At 57.5% G+C, this 18,728-nt stretch carries 11 protein-coding genes, 3 rRNA genes and 1 pseudogene; 7 read left to right on the top strand and 8 right to left on the bottom strand.

The features are described from left to right. Positions 1–89: 89 nt before the first annotated feature. From gmd to F8N85_RS25485, 4 genes are read right to left on the bottom strand one after another with little or no spacing between them, the layout of a single operon-like run. Positions 90–1,136, bottom strand: coding sequence for a GDP-mannose 4,6-dehydratase (gene gmd / locus F8N85_RS25470; RefSeq protein ID WP_150806272.1), 1,047 nt, complete (start codon positions 1,134–1,136; stop codon positions 90–92). Continuing rightward, the gene (locus tag F8N85_RS25475; protein ID WP_150806273.1) at positions 1,133–2,539 is read right to left on the bottom strand and encodes a TolC family outer membrane protein; all 1,407 of its coding nucleotides are present in this window, start codon (positions 2,537–2,539) and stop codon (positions 1,133–1,135) included. Before F8N85_RS25475 ends, gmd begins: the two co-directional genes overlap by 4 nt. Further along, positions 2,536–3,861, bottom strand: coding sequence for an HlyD family type I secretion periplasmic adaptor subunit (locus F8N85_RS25480; RefSeq protein WP_150806274.1), 1,326 nt, complete (start codon positions 3,859–3,861; stop codon positions 2,536–2,538). The genes F8N85_RS25475 and F8N85_RS25480 overlap by 4 nt, the downstream gene beginning before the upstream one ends. Before the next feature lie 14 nt (positions 3,862–3,875). Further along, entirely contained in the window at positions 3,876–5,615 is a 1,740-nt protein-coding gene (locus F8N85_RS25485; RefSeq protein ID WP_150806275.1) for a type I secretion system permease/ATPase, read from the bottom strand. 273 nt (positions 5,616–5,888) lie between these two features. Here F8N85_RS25485 and F8N85_RS25490 point away from each other — a divergent pair, with 273 nt between their 5' ends. After that, positions 5,889–7,031, top strand: a complete 1,143-nt coding sequence (locus F8N85_RS25490; RefSeq protein ID WP_191636263.1) for a glycosyltransferase family 4 protein — start codon at positions 5,889–5,891, stop codon at positions 7,029–7,031. Between the two features lie 99 nt (positions 7,032–7,130). On the opposite strand, the gene F8N85_RS25495 is transcribed toward F8N85_RS25490, so the two are convergent. Then, positions 7,131–7,364 (bottom strand): hypothetical protein, encoded by a 234-nt coding sequence (locus F8N85_RS25495; RefSeq protein WP_150806277.1) that lies wholly within the window; start codon positions 7,362–7,364, stop codon positions 7,131–7,133. Positions 7,365–7,712: 348 nt separating this feature from the next. Between F8N85_RS25495 and F8N85_RS25500 the strand changes: the two genes are divergently transcribed. The 6 genes and pseudogenes from F8N85_RS25500 to F8N85_RS25525 all read left to right on the top strand — a co-directional run bounded on the left by F8N85_RS25500 (position 7,713) and on the right by F8N85_RS25525 (position 16,981). Continuing rightward, positions 7,713–8,027, top strand: a complete 315-nt coding sequence (locus tag F8N85_RS25500; protein WP_150806278.1) for a hypothetical protein — start codon at positions 7,713–7,715, stop codon at positions 8,025–8,027. Between the two features lie 555 nt (positions 8,028–8,582). Further along, positions 8,583–9,725 (top strand): annotated as a pseudogene (wecB, locus tag F8N85_RS25505) (non-hydrolyzing UDP-N-acetylglucosamine 2-epimerase); the annotation flags it as partial. 83 nt (positions 9,726–9,808) lie between these two features. Next, positions 9,809–12,028: a cellulose biosynthesis cyclic di-GMP-binding regulatory protein BcsB gene (locus tag F8N85_RS25510; RefSeq protein ID WP_150806279.1), complete on the top strand. Its 2,220-nt coding sequence runs from the start codon at positions 9,809–9,811 to the stop codon at positions 12,026–12,028. Positions 12,029–12,040: 12 nt separating this feature from the next. Next, positions 12,041–14,152: a glycosyl transferase family protein gene (locus tag F8N85_RS25515; RefSeq protein WP_150806280.1), complete on the top strand. Its 2,112-nt coding sequence runs from the start codon at positions 12,041–12,043 to the stop codon at positions 14,150–14,152. Continuing rightward, complete coding sequence (locus F8N85_RS25520) at positions 14,149–16,104, top strand: NfrA family protein (RefSeq protein ID WP_150806281.1); 1,956 nt, start codon at positions 14,149–14,151, stop codon at positions 16,102–16,104. Before F8N85_RS25515 ends, F8N85_RS25520 begins: the two co-directional genes overlap by 4 nt. Positions 16,105–16,114: 10 nt before the next feature. Beyond that, positions 16,115–16,981: a hypothetical protein gene (locus tag F8N85_RS25525; protein ID WP_412072509.1), complete on the top strand. Its 867-nt coding sequence runs from the start codon at positions 16,115–16,117 to the stop codon at positions 16,979–16,981. 67 nt (positions 16,982–17,048) lie between these two features. Here the strand turns inward: F8N85_RS25525 and rrf (F8N85_RS25530) are convergent. From rrf (F8N85_RS25530) to F8N85_RS25540, 3 genes are all read right to left on the bottom strand, one after another. Then, positions 17,049–17,164: ribosomal RNA gene (gene rrf, locus F8N85_RS25530) — 5S ribosomal RNA — on the bottom strand. Positions 17,165–17,272: 108 nt separating this feature from the next. Continuing rightward, positions 17,273–17,388: ribosomal RNA gene (rrf, locus tag F8N85_RS25535) — 5S ribosomal RNA — on the bottom strand. Positions 17,389–17,547: 159 nt separating this feature from the next. Further along, positions 17,548–18,728: ribosomal RNA gene (locus F8N85_RS25540) — 23S ribosomal RNA — on the bottom strand; the annotation flags it as partial.

The following is an 18,728-nucleotide window of genomic DNA, read 5'->3' on the forward strand; positions in this document are numbered from 1 at the left end:
TCGGGCCTTTTGATGAAGTGCCATTTGGCGAAGCGAGGCGACCCGAACTCGCTGGTGTTCGGGTCGACATGGACCAGAGCCGGGGTCACTCAGAAAGAAGTACCGCTATGGTTGCGCCGCAAATCGGCATCGACCATCAACCGGCAGAGTTGCTCCAGGCTGGTAGTGGCTTCCCAGCCCAGCACGCGCTTGGCCTTTTCCGGGTTGCCGATCAACAGTTCGACTTCGGCGGGGCGGTAGAATTTCGGGTTGACCTGGACGAGGGTCTTGCCTGTCCGGGTGTCGATGCCTTGTTCGTTGTCTGCGCTGCCCTTCCAATGCAGATTGATATCAACGGCCTTGAAGGCCATCGATACGAAATCGCGCACGGTTTCGGTGCGGTTGGTGGCGAGGACAAAGGTGTCCGGCTCATCCGCTTGCAGCATGCCCCACATACCTTCGACGTATTCCTGGGCAAAGCCCCAATCACGCTTGGCGTCCATGTTGCCCAGCTCCAGGCGATCCTGCATGCCCAGGGAGATGCGCGCCACAGCGTCGGTGATCTTGCGGGTCACGAATTCTTTGCCACGCAACGGCGACTCGTGGTTGAACAGGATGCCACTGGAAGCGAAGATCCCGTAGGACTCGCGGTAGTTGATGGTCATCCAGTGCGCGTAGAGCTTGGCCACGCCGTAAGGGCTGCGCGGGTAGAACGAGGTGCTTTCGGTCTGCGGAACGTCCTGCACCTTGCCGAACATTTCCGAGGTCGAGGCCTGATAGAAACGGATCTTCGGGTTGACGATGCGGATGGCTTCGAGCAGGTTGACCGCACCGATGCCGGTAATTTCGGCGGTGGTGATCGGTTGATCAAAGGACACGCCCACGAAGCTCTGGGCCGCGAGGTTGTAAACCTCCGACGGCTCGGCTTTCTGCAGCAGACGAATACTGGCACTCAAATCAGTCAGGTCATGTTCGACCAGTTCAAGGTTCTCGTGGGTGGCAACACCCAACTCTTCCAGACGCCAGAAATTGACCGAGCTGGTACGGCGATAGGTGCCATAGACCTTGTAACCTTTCTCCAGCAGCAGCTGGGTAAGGTAGGCACCGTCCTGTCCGGTGATGCCCGTGATAACTACTGATTTCTGAGTTGCATTCATTGCTTAGAGTTCCGGTCGAGGACTGGGTCCGTCTGGCTGTTGTTGCTCAGCCAGACATTGACGCTTTCCACACTATCGTCGGTCAACTTGCCAGCCCACCGGTTGAGAATGAACAGGTTGGTGATGAAGTCGTATTGGGTTTTGAGCAGGTCGCGCCGCGCCTTGAATTCGTTCTGGACGGCGGTCAGTACGTCTACGGCGTTGACCACGCCATAAACAAACGCTTTTTCCGAAGCGATGGTGGACTGTTCGGCCGAAGACAGGGCATTGCGATTGGCGCGTATTTTTTCGACGCTTGAGTCCGCGGTCAAGTAAGCATTGGTCGTTTCCTTGACTACCTGACGACGGGTAGCTTCCAGCTGCATTTCGGCAGACAACTGGTCCTGATACAGGCCCCGTACCCGCGCAGATGTGGAACCACCGCTATAAATCGGCACCGACAATTGCAAACCGGCCACATAGCTGTCGGTTTTCGGCGTGAGGGTGTTGTTATAGCCTTCGTTGGTGTTTTGCGCGCTCAGGTTCAGACCCAGCGTCGGGTAATGCCCGCCTTTGCCTTCGCGCAACGCTGCCTCGGAGGCCTCGACCGCGCTCTGGGTGGCTTTGATGGTCGGGTTTTGGGTCTGGGCCAGCTCAACCCAACTGTCCAGGGATTCCTCCGAGACCTTGAGCTGCACATCGTTGCGAACCCGGCTGAGTTTTTCCTTGACCGGACGCCCGACGATTTCGGAGAGCGCGGCGCGACTCAGGCTGACCTGGTTGCGCGCATCCACTTCCTGGGCAATCAAGGCATCGACACGGGCCTTGAGGTCGAGTACGTCAGTGACCATGGCGTACTTTTTTTCGTACAGCGCACTGACCCGGTCGAGATTCTTTTGGGTGGCGCGACGCTCGGCCTGGACCAGCTCCAGCTCATCGTCAGCAGCCAATGCCGCGAAATAACGCTGTGCCAGATCGACAGTCGCTTCGGCCTGGGCTTCGTCAGACTCGGATAAAGCCTGCTTGGCCAGGCTTTTGTATTTTTTATAGTTTTCCCAGGCCGCTTTGTTATAGAGGACCTGGCTAAGACCAATACTGTAGTTCTCGCTGTTATAAACCTGACTGATGAGCGCGTTGGACTGTTTAATCCGGTTCGCCCCCGCATTGGCAGTGACCTGCGGCAACAGGGAGCCAAACGCTTCGCGCTGATGCTCCTTGCCGGCTTCGGTTCGTGCGTAAGCGGCCAGCACCCGCGGATCTTCCAGGCGAGCCTCGCGGTAGAGCTGCATCAAGTCGACCGAGTAGTCCTTGGCGCTGACACTGCTAGGCGCAGGCGTTGCAGGCTCGGTGGTTTTCGGTTCGGCTGCATGTACCTGCAGCGCCAACATCCCCGACAACAGGCATGGAAACAGGCGCACGATCATTCCTCGATCATCGACTGGGCAATAGCGGAAGTGGCCGGCTGCATGATGTATTGCAGCATGGTGCGCTTGCCGGTATTGATCAGCACGTCTGCGGGCATGCCCGGCTGTAGTTTGCGGTCACCCAGTTTGTGTTTACCGGCTTCTGTCACTTCAACCCGCGCCAGGTAATAAGGCTGGCCGGTTCTTTCATCGGTCAGGCGATCCGCAGATACCTGAGTCACTACGCCCTGGATTGGCGGGGTGGTCGCGCTGTTGAAAGCACTGAAACGGATGTCGGCCAGTTTGCCGATTGCGATGCGGTCAATGTCCACAGGCTGCACGTGGGCCTCGATCACTAGCTGAGAAACCGATGGCACGATGTCCAGCAACGGGGTCGCCGGACGCACTACACCGCCGATGGTGTGGACGGTCATGCCGATAACCATTCCGTCATCCGGGGCACGAATGACCACTCGACCCAGGCGATCTTCAAGCGCCGCGGTGCGCTCTTGAAGGTCATAGGCCTTGGTCTGGACGTCAGCCAGTTGCTTGACCACCTCGGAGTTGAAGTCCTTGTTGATCTGCAAAATCTGCAATTGCGTTTCGTTGATCTGCAGGCGCGTCTTGGTAATCGAGGACTTATGGTCAGCCACTTCGGACTTGAGCATGTCCAGCTTGCGCTGCTGTTCGAGCATGCGCTGCTTGTCGACGAAGCCTTGGGCCAGGAGCTCTTCGAGCTCGCCGATTTCGCTGCTGTAGGATTTCTCCAGGCTGATCTTGGTGGCGATCATGGCTTCGGTGCCCTTGATCTGCTGGTTCAACTGACCAATACGCTCATGCAATACCGCCACTTCACCCAGACGCGAGCCACGGCGAGCATTGAACACCTGGATTTCGCTGTCGCGTGCTTCTTCGCCACGAGGCGTATTGGCCGGTAGCAGCGTTTCGAAATCGATGCTGCTTTTGTCATCACGCTCGGCGCGCAGACGCGCTTCCATGGCTTTGGCGGCAATGAACTGGCTGCGGGTGGTTTCGTATTCAGCCTTGAGCTGGGCATCGTCGAGCACAATGATCGGATCGCCCTTCTTGACGATGTCTCCGTCGTGAGCGAGCACGTCTTTGACGATACCGCCTTCCAGGTGCTGGACGGTCTTGCGGTAGCTCTGCACGGTAACCACGCCTGGCGCATAAGCGGCGCTGTCGAGCGGTGCAAAAGCGGCCCAGGAGCCGAACAGGCCAAAGGTCACAAATACGATCCAGAATCCGACGCGCCGGGACTGCGTATCGGATACTGGAACGCCATCAAAGATGTCGGCGGTTGTGGTGAGCGTATTTCGGGTCATCGACGATCTTCCTATCAGACGCGGGCGGGCACTGCGTCTGAAGCAGCCTCGGCTGCTTTTTGTTGAGCTGCGAGATGTTGGGCGTTGAGTTCGGCCATGACTTGTTCGCGCGGGCCATACATGCTGATACCGCCGCCGCTCATTACCATGAGGCGATCAAGCTGCGACAGGATGGTTGTGCGGTGGGTGATCACGAAGATGGTCGAGCCGCTCGTTTTCATGAACATGATGGCTTGCGCAAGCGCTTGCTCGCCGATGTCGTCGAGGTTGGAGTTGGGTTCGTCGAGGATGATCAAGCGCGGCGCACCGTACAGGGCTCGGGCCAGTCCGATACGCTGGCGCTGGCCACCGGACAGGTTGACGCCGTCACTGCCGATCACCGTGTCGTAGCCTTCAGGCAACAACAGAATCATTTCGTGAACACCCGCGATACGGGCGGCCTTGATGACTTCTTCAGCATTGATATCGGCGAAACGGGCGATGTTCTCGCTGATGCTGCCTTCGAACAGTTCGATATCCTGTGGCAGGTAGCCTACGTACGGGCCCAGTTCATTTTTATCCCAGTTGGCAATGTCGGCACCGTCCAGGCGCACGACGCCATGCTGCGGTGCCCAGATCCCCATCAGAGCACGCGCCAGGGTCGATTTACCGGATGCACTCGGGCCGATGATACCGACCACCTGGCCCGCGGGGACCGAAAAGCTGATGCCTTTGATGATTGGGTTCTTGCTGCCGGGCGCGCCGACAATCAGGTTTTCTACCAGTACGTCGCCTTGGGGCGCCGGCAGGGACATGCGCTGCGGCTCGGCTTTTTGCTTGTCGAGGATTTCATTGAGACGCGCATATTGCGAACGGGCACTGATAAAGCCTTTCCAGCTGCCGATGATCAGATCGAGCGGCGCCAATGCGCGGCCCAGCAGTACGGAACCGGCGATGACCAGGCCCGCGCTGATTTCATGGTTGATTGCCAGGTAGGCACCCAAACCGAGAATCAACGACTGCACCAGCATGCGGAAGGTCTTGGAAATATTGGTCATCAGACCGCCCTTGTCACTGGCGATCGATTGCAGCGTCAGTACCTTTTTCTGACGGTGAGCCCAGCGATCGATCAGGGTATTGAGCATGCCCATGGATTCGATGACTTCGGCGTTACGCAGATTCTTGTTGGTATAGAGGCTGGCGGCGATATTTTCTTTGTTGGCGGCAGCCAAGGTGGTACCGGTCATTTTCTCGTTGAGGATCGCGAAAATCACCAAAATGATGGCACAGACGATTGCCATCCAGCCGTACCACGGGTGGAACATGAACATGACCGCAATGTAGATCGGCAGCCAGGGCGCATCGAAAAAGGCAAACAAGCCGTTGCCCGTCATGAACTGACGCAGACCTGTCAGGTCATTCAGCGCCTGGGCCGAGGAGTCCATACCCCCACTGTCCAGCGCGCGCTTGAAGCTGGCACGGTAGAGATCGCGACTCAACAGGATATCCAGCTTGCTGCTGACGCGGACCATGATCCGCGAACGAACCAGTTCCAGCGCACCCATGGTGACCATCAGCACGGTCATGATGATCGTCAGCATGACCAGCGTTGAAACGCTGCCGCTCGTCACTACCCGTCCGTAGACCTGCAACATATAGAAGGTCGGCACGAGCATCAGGGCGTTGATGAACAGGCTGAAGAAGCCAACCGATATGAAACTGCTCTTACAAGCCTTTAAAGCAGCCTGCAAGCTGTTTTCATGTGTACTGCGCATATTCTCAGAACTGCCAAGAGGGAGTATGGAAAAGCGCGGGAGTGTACCATCCACCAAACGCTCAACATATAAGAAAATTTAAAAAACAAGCAGGCAGATTACCTTTACACGTAGGACGTTTCTTTTTATTCCGCTTGCAATCACGTAATTTTTAGCGGTAGAGTTCCGCGCTTTTAACTGCTCCCAGAAACAGCCTGCATTTCAGATGTAAGCCAAGCGGCTTTGTCATGGATGAACTGGAAGTCAGCCACACACGTTTCCCTCGGGCATGTCATGCGCATCCTGCATTTTTTCAAAACGTACCATCCCGACACCACCGGCGGCATTGAGCAGGTCATTTTCCAGCTCTGCCAAGGCAGTCGTGCCCTGGGCATTGAAGGCGAGGTGCTGACGCTCAGCCCGAATCCGCACCCCGCTCGCGTGCAAGTGGCCGATCATCAGGTCACGCGCGTGAAGGAAAGCTTCAATCTGGCCTCTACCGGATTTTCCTTGAAGGTATTCGGCCAGTTCAAAGAAATGGCCGCCGAGGCGGATATCGTGCACTTCCATTTTCCGTGGCCGATGATGGACCTGGTGCATTTCGTCACCGGTCATGGTCGCCCGACGGTGCTCAGTTATCACTCCGACATTATCAAGCAACGCACGCTATTGAACGTCTACAGCCCACTCATGCACCAGCTCCTCAAAAGCATGGACCGCATCCTTGTGGCGTCACCGAACTATCAGCGCACCAGCGAAACCCTTAAGCCCTTCGCCGACAAGACCGTGGTTATTCCTTATGGGCTGGATCAGGCGGCGTATCCGAAGCTGTCCACGGAAAAACAGGCCTATTGGCGCCAACGCGTACCGGCGAAGTTTTTCCTGTTCGTCGGGGTGCTGCGTTATTACAAAGGCCTGGACGATCTGCTGAGCGCCCTGGAAGGCGTTGACTATCCCGTGGTGATCCTGGGCGGCGGACCGCAAGAGCAGGAGCTCAAAGTCCAGGCGCAAAAGCTGCAATTACACAACGTGCTGTTTCTGGGTCGCCTGGATGATGAAGACAAGGCCTGCCTCCTGCAGATGTGCTACGCGTTTGTCTTCCCCTCGCCCCTACGCTCGGAAGCGTTCGGTATTTCGCTGCTGGAAGCCTCGATGTATAGCAAGCCGATGATTTCCTGCGAGATCGGGACAGGCACTACTTACGTCAATATTCACGAAGAAACCGGCCTGGCCGTCCCGCCAAATTCTCCGCTGGCCCTACGCAAAGCCATGTTCCGCCTGTGGAACAATCCACAAGAGGCCGAGCGCTTTGGCTGCAACGCCAAGCTGCGCTTTGAAAAACTGTTTACCGCCGAGCACATGTGCGCGAGAACCGCGCAGGTTTATCACGATGTGCTGGAATCATCTGATTTGCCACAGTACGTTAAACCGCTTTGACGCTCAGCGTTAAACCTGGCAGGTCTTGGCTCTTCAGCATGAAAACCGCACACTTTCTCTCGACTGAAATCGGCGATCGCACTAGCGCCCTGCATTCACTCACAGTTTCTTCACTTTTTCTCCGTTGAGAAAAATCAGGAACTCGGACTCGTTTATTTGGCTGACGGGGCCAAAATACAATGCGCGCAGATAGATTGATCCGTTAGTCCACCCGCTGTCGCCGCCATTCATAGCGTCCAGTGCAGTCTGGCTGGTTGATTCAATAATCGTGTAGGTGTGCCCAGACCTTCCTACTGCTTCGAAGCGATTGGTTTCTTGAAGGCGAGTAACCATTTAACTGATCTCCTCTCCATAACGCCTTTGGAACTTTAAACGATAGCACTGCCTTGTTATTTCGCCATTGCGCGGGGCTGAGCACGCCTACAGGCTGGATGGGCTTACAGTCCATCTGTCATCGCTATTAACCACTGTCGAAGTCGCCTGGATGAAACTGCGCTGAGTGCCGCTTGCGGGCCTGCGGCGAGCACCCTGAGCGCTTTCAGTGGGCGGCATCCGCGATCGCGGTTACCCGGCAAAACCTGCTGACCAGGCGTTACGTCGTTTTTCACAAATTTGACTTGAATTTTCCACGGGCTCTGTTGATTATCCTGCCCCGAAACACCTGACAAGGAACAATCGACGATGCCTACGGAATTGACCGAGAACGAGATGCGTGAAGCATTGGGGCTGGATACCTATGTTCCGCCCGCTGAACCACCCACACCGGTTGTTCAATTTTCTCCAGCGACTCGCGAAGCTCCGATACGGCCCAAACGCCCCTACCCGGCCCTGAGGGTTGTGCTGCGCGCCAGCAAGGAATTCGAGGGCGAGGAAACGCTGTTCACCTACGATGCGAAAACGTTGAGCACCTTCGAGGCGGAACTGCAGGCGAAAAAAGCAGCAGGGAAGGAAAAATTCAGGTATTTCGAGTTGGTGTCCATCAAGCCCGTCGAGTAATCACTTGTTGCTGATCCTGAAGCTTGTAGTTCACGCGTGTGAAAACTTACAACAAGCATCAAGTTCGCAAAGAAGGCATGAACCCTCAATATTAAATATTGTTATTGTTTGTAAGTTATACATTTTACATGAAGGGTAACTATGAGGTGGGGCTTAGCCATATTTTTGACGCTTGAATAATGTCAGCCGCAGAGATAACGCTAGCCAGGATTTAAACCTCCTATTAAGTTCTGTTAACAAGCGACCCCTGCACAACTAACACTTCAGGGTCATCACACAGTGCTTGTAACGCTAATCAATTTACATACGGGCTGTCACTTTAGCGATGAATGCTTACCACAACAAAACACCATGGCGTGTGAAAATTCTTGCTTCTGAAGTGAATTATCGCCAATAATTCCGCCGCGCCAGAATACAGGCAATTAGCCATATCCCGCAGAGCACTATTCTGTCTCCGCCCAATATGAATGCCTTACCAAAACTTACAATTCAGGCAGTTACAGTTAGTCACATTAGAATGTGCGGGAGGGCATCATTACCAGTAAAGATTCCAGGATAAAAATCCTTTCGATATTCGGCACGCGTCCAGAAGCTATCAAGATGGCTCCGCTGGTTCGAGCGCTGGCGGCAGAGCCCGGTATCGATTCACGAATCTGTATTACCGGCCAGCACGCCAGCATGCTGCAGCAGGTTCTCGACTTGTTCGAACTCAAGGCGGATTACACGCTGGAGGTGATGACGCAGCAGCAAACGCTCAATTCCCTGACCGCCGCGCTCTACGCCGCCATCGACCCTATTCTGGAAGACGTTCGGCCGGACAAGGTGCTGGTGCATGGCGATACCACCTCAGCGATGGTAGCCGCCATGTCGGCGTTTCACCGGCGTATTCCAGTGGGCCACGTAGAAGCCGGTTTGCGCACAGGCGATATCCATCAGCCTTGGCCAGAAGAGATGAATCGTCGGGTCATCGACCTGGGCGCGGAGTTGCTGTTTGCACCGACCTCCCAATCCCGGCAAAACCTGCTTGACGAACGCCTGCAAGGCCAGACATTCGTCACCGGCAATACCGGGATCGACGCCCTGACATTGGCGGCGCAGCGTATCGAGCAAGATAGGCCACTGCGCCAGCGCCTTGATCGACAATTCGACTTCCTCACGCCGGAGCGCAAAGTGCTGCTGGTCACCGGGCACCGTCGGGAAAATTTCGGCGGTGGTTTCATCGACATCTGCCAGGCCCTGCGCACGCTCGCCCAACGCCCGGATATTCAGATTGTTTACCCCGTACATTTGAATCCCAATGTGCTCGGCCCGGTCACCGAGTACCTGGGTCATCTACCTAATGTGCACCTCATCAAACCGCTGGATTACCTGTCCTTCGTGCGCCTCATGCAGCATGCCCACGTGATTCTCACGGATTCGGGCGGCGTGCAGGAGGAAGCCCCTTCACTCGGCAAACCCGTGCTGGTCATGCGCGAGGTGACTGAGCGGCCAGAAGCGGTGGCTGCCGGGACGGTACGCCTGGTCGGCACCACTCCAGGGTCAATCATCGCCGGGGTCAACGCCCTGTTCGATGACCGGCAACTCTGGCAGAACGCCTCGCGGGCGGCCAACCCGTATGGCGATGGCAAGGCCAGCGCACGCATTGTCGATGCCTTGATGGGACGCCCCGTAAGCGAATTTGTGGTCGCGTCACTGCCTGAAAACAGCCGGTGAACACCGGCTGTAAGGCCTGCCCGCTCCTTCCGATTGCCTCTATCGATAACACTTATGGATTTGTCTGAATGAAGTTTTCTGTTGCCGTACGCTGCGGCGCGTTCAGCATCTTTGCTTGCGGCGTGAGCCTGGCGCTAACACCTGTGGTTGCTTCAGGGGCCGACAGTGCGCTGACCCAAGCCATTGCCAAACTCGATGCCGACACGCTGCAAGTGCGCGAAATCGAGTTGCGCGATCTGGGGATCACAACGCCTATGATCCTTAGCGCCGCGGACTCCCGACGTGATCTGTACTTGCCGATCCCGGCCAATGTGCCGCTGACTGACGCCACCCTGACATTTGAGGCCAGTTACCTCAACAGCGACAGTGGCCGCAATACGTTATTGCTGTCACTGGACGGCTACCCGGTGGTGGCGCAGGAGCTCAACGAGGCCCGGGGCAATGCCAGCGCGACCGTGGGTGTCGACAAAGCCGCGCGTGACAGTGGCTTCGTACGCCTGGGCATCGCCTGGTCGGCGGCGGCATCCACAGCAAGCTGCGAAGAGGCAGGCTCCATCGGCAACGTGCTGCGCGTCGATCCCCGGACCCGCCTCAGTTATAGCTACGATGCCAGTCAGCTGCATGACATCGACGCTGCCTGGAATGCCCTGCCTGGCACACCCGGCATTCTGGTTGCCCCCGGCACCTTGTCGCCCGCCAGCTATGACGCCACGTGGCGTCTCGGCGTGGCGCTGCAGCGGATCGGCAAACACGCGCGTATTCTGCCCTTCCCGTCCGTACACACCACGGTGGACCTGAGTGCGCTGCGCATTCCCGCCGAATTGCTGACTGTCCCAGCGTTCGCCAGCCTCAATGGCAAGGACCGACACGTCCTGGCCAATACCGCCGAAATCGGCGCGTTGTTGGTGCTGGGTCAGACGCCGAACCTGCAAGCAGACCTCGCCGTCAGCGACCCGCAATTGCTCAAGGCCATCAACGAATCGCTGGACGCGCTGCAACAGCAGATCCAGAGCCTCGATGCACCTGCGGCACAGGCCTTCGTGCAATGGCGTACAAGGCACATCAACGCCGGCATGGGTGCCACTGGCAGCGACAACGTTCGTTTGGCGCTGCTGGGCACCCGCCCGGTGCTGTCGATCGTGCCTGAAGCCACTGTCAAAGCGCTGACCTTGTTCAACTCGGCATGGAGCAAACTGGCGCGCAATCGCCAACTGACCCTCAGCGAAGCGCAACTACCGGTGAACACCGACGGCCGCGTGACACTGGCGCGCCTGGGCGGGATTCCCGGCACGCTCGAGGTACTGGCCAAATCCGAGTGGAGCACTGCTTTCGCCCTGGGCAGCGTCGCTTACGACGGTCGCGTGCCGGTCAAAGCGATTGTCGATGTCTCCGCTGCGCCCGGCGTGTCAGACACACCCCCCGTGGTGTCGGTGTTTCTCAACGAATACCTGATCGGCGCCGAGCAACTGTTCGCCAACGGTCAAAAACAACGGATCGAAGCACCCATTCCGTATTACGCGCTCGGTTCGCAAAACGTGCTGCGTGTATCGTTCCAGCGTCAGCCTGTCAGTAACGGTTGCCAGGAGGTACCGCAAGCGTTCGCGGTGTCAGTATTGCCCACCAGCCATATTGTGCTGAAAGAAGCCACGCTGGACGATGACTTCGCCGGCTTGTCCGCACGCTTTGCCGTGGACACCCAGCTGCTGGTGCCACAAAGCTACCTCGACAGCCCTGCCGACAGCCTGCCGCAGCTCATCCAGGTGATCAGTGCCACCGGCGTTTCGCCGCTGCGGGCGCAACTGAGTGTCAGCGCCGAACCCCACGCCTTGGTCACACCGAATCAAGCGTTCCTGGCCTTTGAGCTACCGATCAAGGACGGCGACGAATCGGTGCAGGTTGACCCACAGGGTCGCCTGAGTATCCGCAACCAGGATCAGCTTCTGCTGGACCTGCAACAACCGGATCAACTGGATCAACTGGCGTCTCTGCAAGTGGTGACGGCGGGCAGTCAGCACGGTCTGGTTTATCGCACCCTCGGCGCCCGGGCACCGCAATTTGACCGACCGATTGTACTGACGCGGGGCACTGTGACGATTCTCGGTAACCACGGGCCGATCACCACCTTTGATGCCAAGGATCCCGGCGGCAGCAAAATGATCGACAAGGACGAACCCAAGGGCCTCGATGCCTGGCGTGAACCGTCACTGCTATGGCTGATCCCGGCAGTGATCGTGGCGTACTTGGTGCTGTTGTTGGCAGGCCGTCGTGCCCGTCGCAATCGCCAGTAACCGGTAACGCCGATCATGTCGCTTTATTGGTCGTACTGGCTGGCCCATTACTACAGCTATCTGGAGACCGCGACCTTTGTTATCGCGGTGCTGATCCTGATCTCGAGCCTGGACGATTTTTTCATCGACATCTGGTACTGGTCTCGTCGCCTGTACCGCAAGTTCACCGTCGATCGAAAGTACCATCCGTTGACCCAGGAGCAGTTGCTCGCCCGGGATGAACAACCCCTGGCAATCATGGTGCCCGCCTGGCTTGAATACGACGTGATCGCGCCGATGATCGAGAACATGGTCTCGACCCTCGATTACCAAAACTATGTCGTGTTCGTCGGAACCTATATCAACGATCAACGGACCATCGACGAAGTCGAGCGCATGCGTCGGCGCTACAAGCAACTGCATCGGGTGGAAGTGCCCCATGCCGGTCCGACCTGCAAGGCTGACTGTCTGAACTGGGTGATCCAGGCCATTTTCCTTTACGAGCAGACGTTCAGCATGAACTTCGCCGGGGTCATCCTGCATGACAGCGAAGACGTCCTGCACCCACTGGAGTTGCGCCTGTTCAACTACTTGCTGCCACGCAAGGACATGATCCAGCTCCCCGTGGTTTCCCTTGAACGCAACTGGTATGAGTGGGTCGCGGGGACCTACATGGACGAGTTCGCCGAATGGCACGGCAAGGATTTGGTGGTGCGTGAAAGCATGACCGACACCGTGCCATCGGCAGGCGTGGGCACCTGCTTCTCCCGTAAGGCGTTGCAGGTGCTGACCGGCCAGACCAACAATCAGCCATTCAATACCGACAGCCTGACGGAGGACTATGACGTCAGCGCACGCCTGGCCGCCGTCGGCATGAACGCGATTTTCGTGCGGTTTCCGGTGCAGTTTCGGGTGTTACGCAAATCGTGGTTCAGCAAGCCTTACGAGTCGACCCTGGAAATGCCGTTGTGCGTGCGCGAATTTTTCCCCGACACCTTTCGCACAGCCTTTCGCCAGAAAGCCCGCTGGACCTTGGGCATCGGCCTGCAAGGCTGGGAGCAGGTAGGCTGGACAGGCTCGCTGGCCAACCGTTATCTGCTGTTTCGCGACCGTAAAGGCATCGTCACCGCCTTCATCAGCATCATTGCCTACATTGTCGTCGCGCAGTTGCTGGCGTTCTTCGTGCTACGTAAAAGCGGTCTATGGGACGTCAGCTTCCCGAAACCCTTGGGTGACAATGCGCTCATAGAGTATTTGTTCGTGGCCAATGGCGTCGCATTGGTCTGGAGGATCTTGCACCGCTGCTATTTCACTACAGTCCTCTATGGCTGGCAGCACGGTCTATTGTCCATCCCGCGCATGGTGGTGGGCATTTTTATCAATTTCATGGCCGCCGCTCGGGCATGGCGCATGTTTTTGGTGGGCAAGATGCTCAACCGCAAGCTGGTCTGGGACAAGACCATGCACGATTTCCCCTCCACCGACCTGGTGGCTCAGGCACCGCGTCGACTGGGCAGCGTGTTGTTGTCGTGGCAAGCCATCGACGATCATCACTTGAAAAGCGCTTTGGCCGAGCAACAGACTCGGCAATTACCCCTGGGTCGTATTTTGCTCAGCCACGGCTGGCTGGATGACGAAACGCTGGCCGAGGCGATTGCGTTCCAGAATGACTTGCCACGGGTTTTCGACCTCTCGGAAAAACATCTCGCGGCCAGCCCATTGACCGCTGAACTCTGTCTGCGCTGGCGCGTCGTGCCGTTGCCGGTCAACGCCGATGGACGCCCACAGGTGGCCGTCGCCAGCCCGTTGCCCGCCGAAGGCATGCAGCAAATCAGCGCTGAATTGGGTGCTGAGCCGTTACAACTGGTTGCTCGGGAAAGCCAAATCATCGCTCAGCTGCGTCGCTTGAACCTTCGCGAAGGCCACCCTGCTCCAGACTCCAAGGCACCGCTGCTGGGCGACCTGTTGATCGAAATGGGGTTGTTGGACCGCGACGTCTTCAACCACGCCATGTTGAATTACCGCCCGCAACACCACGGCCGTATCGGCGATTACCTGGTCGACACGGGCGTGTTGTCACGCACAACGATCGAGCAGGCCGTCGCCCGGCAACATAGCCATTACCCAGCGGAAAAGCCGGCATGAAACGCTCTATTGCCCTGCCCCTGTTGACCGCCGGGCTGTGCCTGATGCCCGCGCTCGGCCAGGCGCAAACATTGCCGTTGACCGGCCCGGCCTATGTCATTGCCAATGAAGCCTACAGCGCCTACGAGCGCAAGGACTACGACCTGGCCATCGCCAAAGCCAGGGAGGCCTTGCGCCAACGCCCCGATATTGTTCGCCTGAACCAGCTGATCGAACTGGCGCAGCAGGACAAGTACCGGCGCGACCATCCGTTGCCCAAACCCTTGCCTGTGGTTCAAGCCCGGCCAAAACCCGGTTTTGCAGCGGCCGCAAAAGCGCTCGAAGCTTACGACCGGGGCGAGTTCAACGCAGCGACTGACGCAGCACGTCAAGCCGTCACCCAGGCCCCCGAAAATCTGGATTATCGACTGTTGCTCATCGAAACCCTGCAACGTCAACAACACCTGCCTGAGGCCGAACAGGCGAGCAACGACGCCCAGCAAGCGCTGGGAAATGTCCCGGCGTTGCGCGTGCGCTACGAATCGATCCAGCGACACATGGCGGTGCAGGCCGCAGCCCAGGGGTATGCCGCCTTGGGCCGCCAGGATTACAACGCCGCCGTTGTTTACGCAAAGGACGCTGTGCAACGCTTCCCCCGCGATCCGACCTACCGACGTCTGCTGGTCAGTGCCCAGACTGCGCAAGGTGAGTTGCCCGAGGCCTTGAGCAGCGCCAACGCAGGCCTGGCGTTTACCGAGAATGACGCGACGCTGCTGGTTCAGCGCGGACACCTGCGAAAACGCCTGGGTGACCGCGCTGGCGCACGGCAGGACTTCACCCAGGCCTTGGCAGTGGGCAATCTGTCCACTGAGGAACAGGCCAGCCTGTACGCTGCACTGGGCAACTATCAAATGGCCCGTGAACGTTTACAGCAAGCACGCCAGGCAGGCGCAATCACCTCCACCGGCGAACTGGAGCTGGCTTACCTGCTGCTTGAAGCCGGCGATTTTCCAGCAGCACAGGCGGCCTTTGCCCAAGCGGACGGGCAAACGCCCCTGCCGCCTCGCGCGACGCAAGACGCGGCCTACACCGCCCTGCGCACCGGGGATGATGCTCAGGCCATAAGCTATTTCAAGCGCGCCGTGGGTGAACTGCCCATGACCGATCAGCAACTGTTCGACACCCGCCGTGCGGTGGCCGATGTGTCCCGAGACCGGGGGCTGACCAGTACCACGAGTTATCGTGGAAACAGCTCCATCAACGGTTTGAACGGCGCGCCGAGCAGCAACACCGACAACCTGCAGAACAGCACCGAAGCGTTCTGGCGCCCGCTGGGTTATCGCAATGCGCGCTTCGTCGAACTCTACGGACGTGTCACCGACACACTGTGGAGCAAGGAGGACAACACCGACACCGGTGGCAAAGCCTTGCAAGGCACGCTCGGGGTGCGGGTCAAACCTTTCACCCAGGTCAACATCATGGCCGCGCTGGAGCGATCGTTTCCTCTGGGTTCTTCGAACATCGACGGCGACTGGCTGCTGCGCCTGGGCTACGGTGCAAGCCTGGGGACTGATTTGCGCGTTGATACGCCGAGTTGGTGGACCTCACAGTTGTATGCTGAATCAGGCCACTACCTTGATGCGTCGCGCACTTACTTCAACAGCGAATGGCAGATCGGCCGCAGTTATGTCATCGGTCAGCCCGGCTCACGCTGGGTCACGTTTCCGCATCTGGTGGCCGCGGCGGATTACAACTCGAAAATGTTCGGCGAGACCGACGCGGGGAAGCACACTCGCTACTCCTCCGGCAACTCGGGCGGTATCGGACTGGGCAATAACCTGCGCTTCTGGTTCCGTGAAGGCACCTACACTGCGCCGCAGTCCTATCTGGATCTATCGCTGCAATACCGTGCGAGAGTCTTTGGTGATGAGAGCGCGCAAGGTGTCTTCGCCAGGTTGAGCTATTCCTATTGAGGTGTTGTTCTTGAACAGGCTGCGCGCATCACCCACTTTTACGCGGACATTGATCGGGGCACTGGTGGTGTCGATCAGCGCGGGTACTGCGTTGTACTTCGCAAAATCGCAGCCACCCGACATCGCCGGTATTGTCTGGCAGCCAGACAATAATACGGTGGGGATCACTGGCGACTGGCACAGGCTCGGAGCCCATGAGCTACTGGTGCAGTGGTCAGCGGTCGATGGCCAGGCGTTCATTCCCGGTAGCGAGTTGCCCAGCGTGCCGGTGCTGCCAGACTGGGTGCGCATCGCCAAGGAGCCCTGGGCCCAGGACGTGATCCTCGGGCTGGCGGGTTACTTCAGCGAAAATCGCTCGCGTGACAACGTTGAGCAGTTGGCGGCAGTCTCCGAACGCCTTGCCAAACTGCCCACGCCCTTGCATGTCACAGGCTGGTATTTTCCGGCGGAAGTCGATCCCAGCTGGAGTCGCGCCAAGGAACTCCCCGCGCTGCTGGCCAAGCTGCCAAGGCCTTTGTGGATCAGCCTCTATGACGGAGCCAACATTGGCCCCGACGCCACCGCCGATTGGCTCAAGCAGTGGTTGCCCAATGACGTAGGGGTATTTTTCCAGGATGGCGTCGGGGTCCATGCACGCTCGGCACCTGTTGCTAAAACCTACGCCGATGCCCTGCGCGAGCGCCTGGGTAAAGATCGGGTGCGGATCATCGTCGAAGCCTTTCGCCCTCAACCGGGCGGCGGATTCCGCTCGGCTACGGCAGCCGAACTAAAACCCCAGCTCGACGCCTATGACGGCTATCAGCTCTACCTGTTCGATGGGCCGCATTACCTGACGCCGACGTTGATAGAGCAGCTCAGCCAAGAGCATAGCCAGTAGTCGTTTGTGGCTGCCCGGAAAAACAAAACCCCTGTCTGCGTAAGCAGACAGGGGTTTCGGAATTCAATCTTGACGATGACCTACTCTCACATGGGGAAACCCCACACTACCATCGGCGATGCATCGTTTCACTGCTGAGTTCGGGATGGGATCAGGTGGTTCCAATGCTCTATGGTCGTCAAGAAATTCTGTGACCAGCCCGTTACCGCGGTAACGTGCCAGCAAAAATCGGTGACTTCTACTAAAACAAAACCCCTGTCTGCGTAAGCAGACAGGGGTTTCGGAATTTAATCTTGACGATGACCTACTCTCACATGGGGAAACCCCACACTACCATCGGCGATGCATCGTTTCACTGCTGAGTTCGGGATGGGATCAGGTGGTTCCAATGCTCTATGGTCGTCAAGAAATTCGGGTACTGAGTCGTGGCCAGCTGGCCTCGCTTCAGCAAATTGGGTATGTGATAGCTTTCGGTGTTTTGTGAGTATCTCGAACTTTCGGTTCGTTTCGTCTTCACACACCGCAATCTGGCGCCCTCTCGGACAAACAAATTGCTTGGGTGTTATATGGTCAAGCCTCACGGGCAATTAGTATTGGTTAGCTCAACGCCTCACAGCGCTTACACACCCAACCTATCAACGTCGTAGTCTTCGACGGCCCTTCAGGGGACTCAAGGTCCCAGTGAGATCTCATCTTGAGGCTAGTTTCCCGCTTAGATGCTTTCAGCGGTTATCTATTCCGAACATAGCTACCCGGCAATGCCACTGGCGTGACAACCGGAACACCAGAGGTTCGTCCACTCCGGTCCTCTCGTACTAGGAGCAGCCCCTCTCAAATCTCAAACGTCCACGGCAGATAGGGACCGAACTGTCTCACGACGTTCTAAACCCAGCTCGCGTACCACTTTAAATGGCGAACAGCCATACCCTTGGGACCGGCTTCAGCCCCAGGATGTGATGAGCCGACATCGAGGTGCCAAACACCGCCGTCGATATGAACTCTTGGGCGGTATCAGCCTGTTATCCCCGGAGTACCTTTTATCCGTTGAGCGATGGCCCTTCCATACAGAACCACCGGATCACTAAGACCTACTTTCGTACCTGCTCGACGTGTCTGTCTCGCAGTCAAGCGCGCTTTTGCCTTTATACTCTACGACCGATTTCCGACCGGTCTGAGCGCACCTTCGTACTCCTCCGTTACTCTTTAGGAGGAGACCGCCCCAGTCAAACTACCCACCATACACTGTCCTCGATCCGGATAACGGACCTGAGTTAGAACCTCAAAGTTGCCAGGGTGGTATTTCAAGGTTGGCTCCACGCGAACTGGCGTCCACGCTTCAAAGCCTCCCACCTATCCTACACAAGCAAATTCAAAGTCCAGTGCAAAGCTATAGTAAAGGTTCACGGGGTCTTTCCGTCTAGCCGCGGATACACTGCATCTTCACAGCGATTTCAATTTCACTGAGTCTCGGGTGGAGACAGCGCCGCCATCGTTACGCCATTCGTGCAGGTCGGAACTTACCCGACAAGGAATTTCGCTACCTTAGGACCGTTATAGTTACGGCCGCCGTTTACCGGGGCTTCGATCAAGAGCTTCGCGTTAGCTAACCCCATCAATTAACCTTCCGGCACCGGGCAGGCGTCACACCCTATACGTCCACTTTCGTGTTTGCAGAGTGCTGTGTTTTTAATAAACAGTCGCAGCGGCCTGGTATCTTCGACCGGCATGGGCTTACGCAGTAAATGCT

The sequence above is a fragment of the Pseudomonas fluorescens genome, assembly GCF_902497875.1.
GTDB lineage: Bacteria > Pseudomonadota > Gammaproteobacteria > Pseudomonadales > Pseudomonadaceae > Aquipseudomonas > Aquipseudomonas fluorescens_BR.

Coding starts and splice junctions, on each gene's coding strand:
- F8N85_RS25475 (WP_150806273.1), bottom strand. CDS start 2,539: ATGATCGTGCGCCTGTTTCCATGCCTGTTGTCGGGGATGTTGGCGCTG.
- F8N85_RS25490 (WP_191636263.1), top strand. CDS start 5,889: ATGCGCATCCTGCATTTTTTCAAAACGTACCATCCCGACACCACCGGC.
- F8N85_RS25495 (WP_150806277.1), bottom strand. CDS start 7,364: ATGGTTACTCGCCTTCAAGAAACCAATCGCTTCGAAGCAGTAGGAAGG.
- F8N85_RS25500 (WP_150806278.1), top strand. CDS start 7,713: ATGCCTACGGAATTGACCGAGAACGAGATGCGTGAAGCATTGGGGCTG.
- gmd (WP_150806272.1), bottom strand. CDS start 1,136: ATGAATGCAACTCAGAAATCAGTAGTTATCACGGGCATCACCGGACAG.
- F8N85_RS25485 (WP_150806275.1), bottom strand. CDS start 5,615: ATGCGCAGTACACATGAAAACAGCTTGCAGGCTGCTTTAAAGGCTTGT.
- F8N85_RS25480 (WP_150806274.1), bottom strand. CDS start 3,861: ATGACCCGAAATACGCTCACCACAACCGCCGACATCTTTGATGGCGTT.
- F8N85_RS25510 (WP_150806279.1), top strand. CDS start 9,809: ATGAAGTTTTCTGTTGCCGTACGCTGCGGCGCGTTCAGCATCTTTGCT.
- F8N85_RS25520 (WP_150806281.1), top strand. CDS start 14,149: ATGAAACGCTCTATTGCCCTGCCCCTGTTGACCGCCGGGCTGTGCCTG.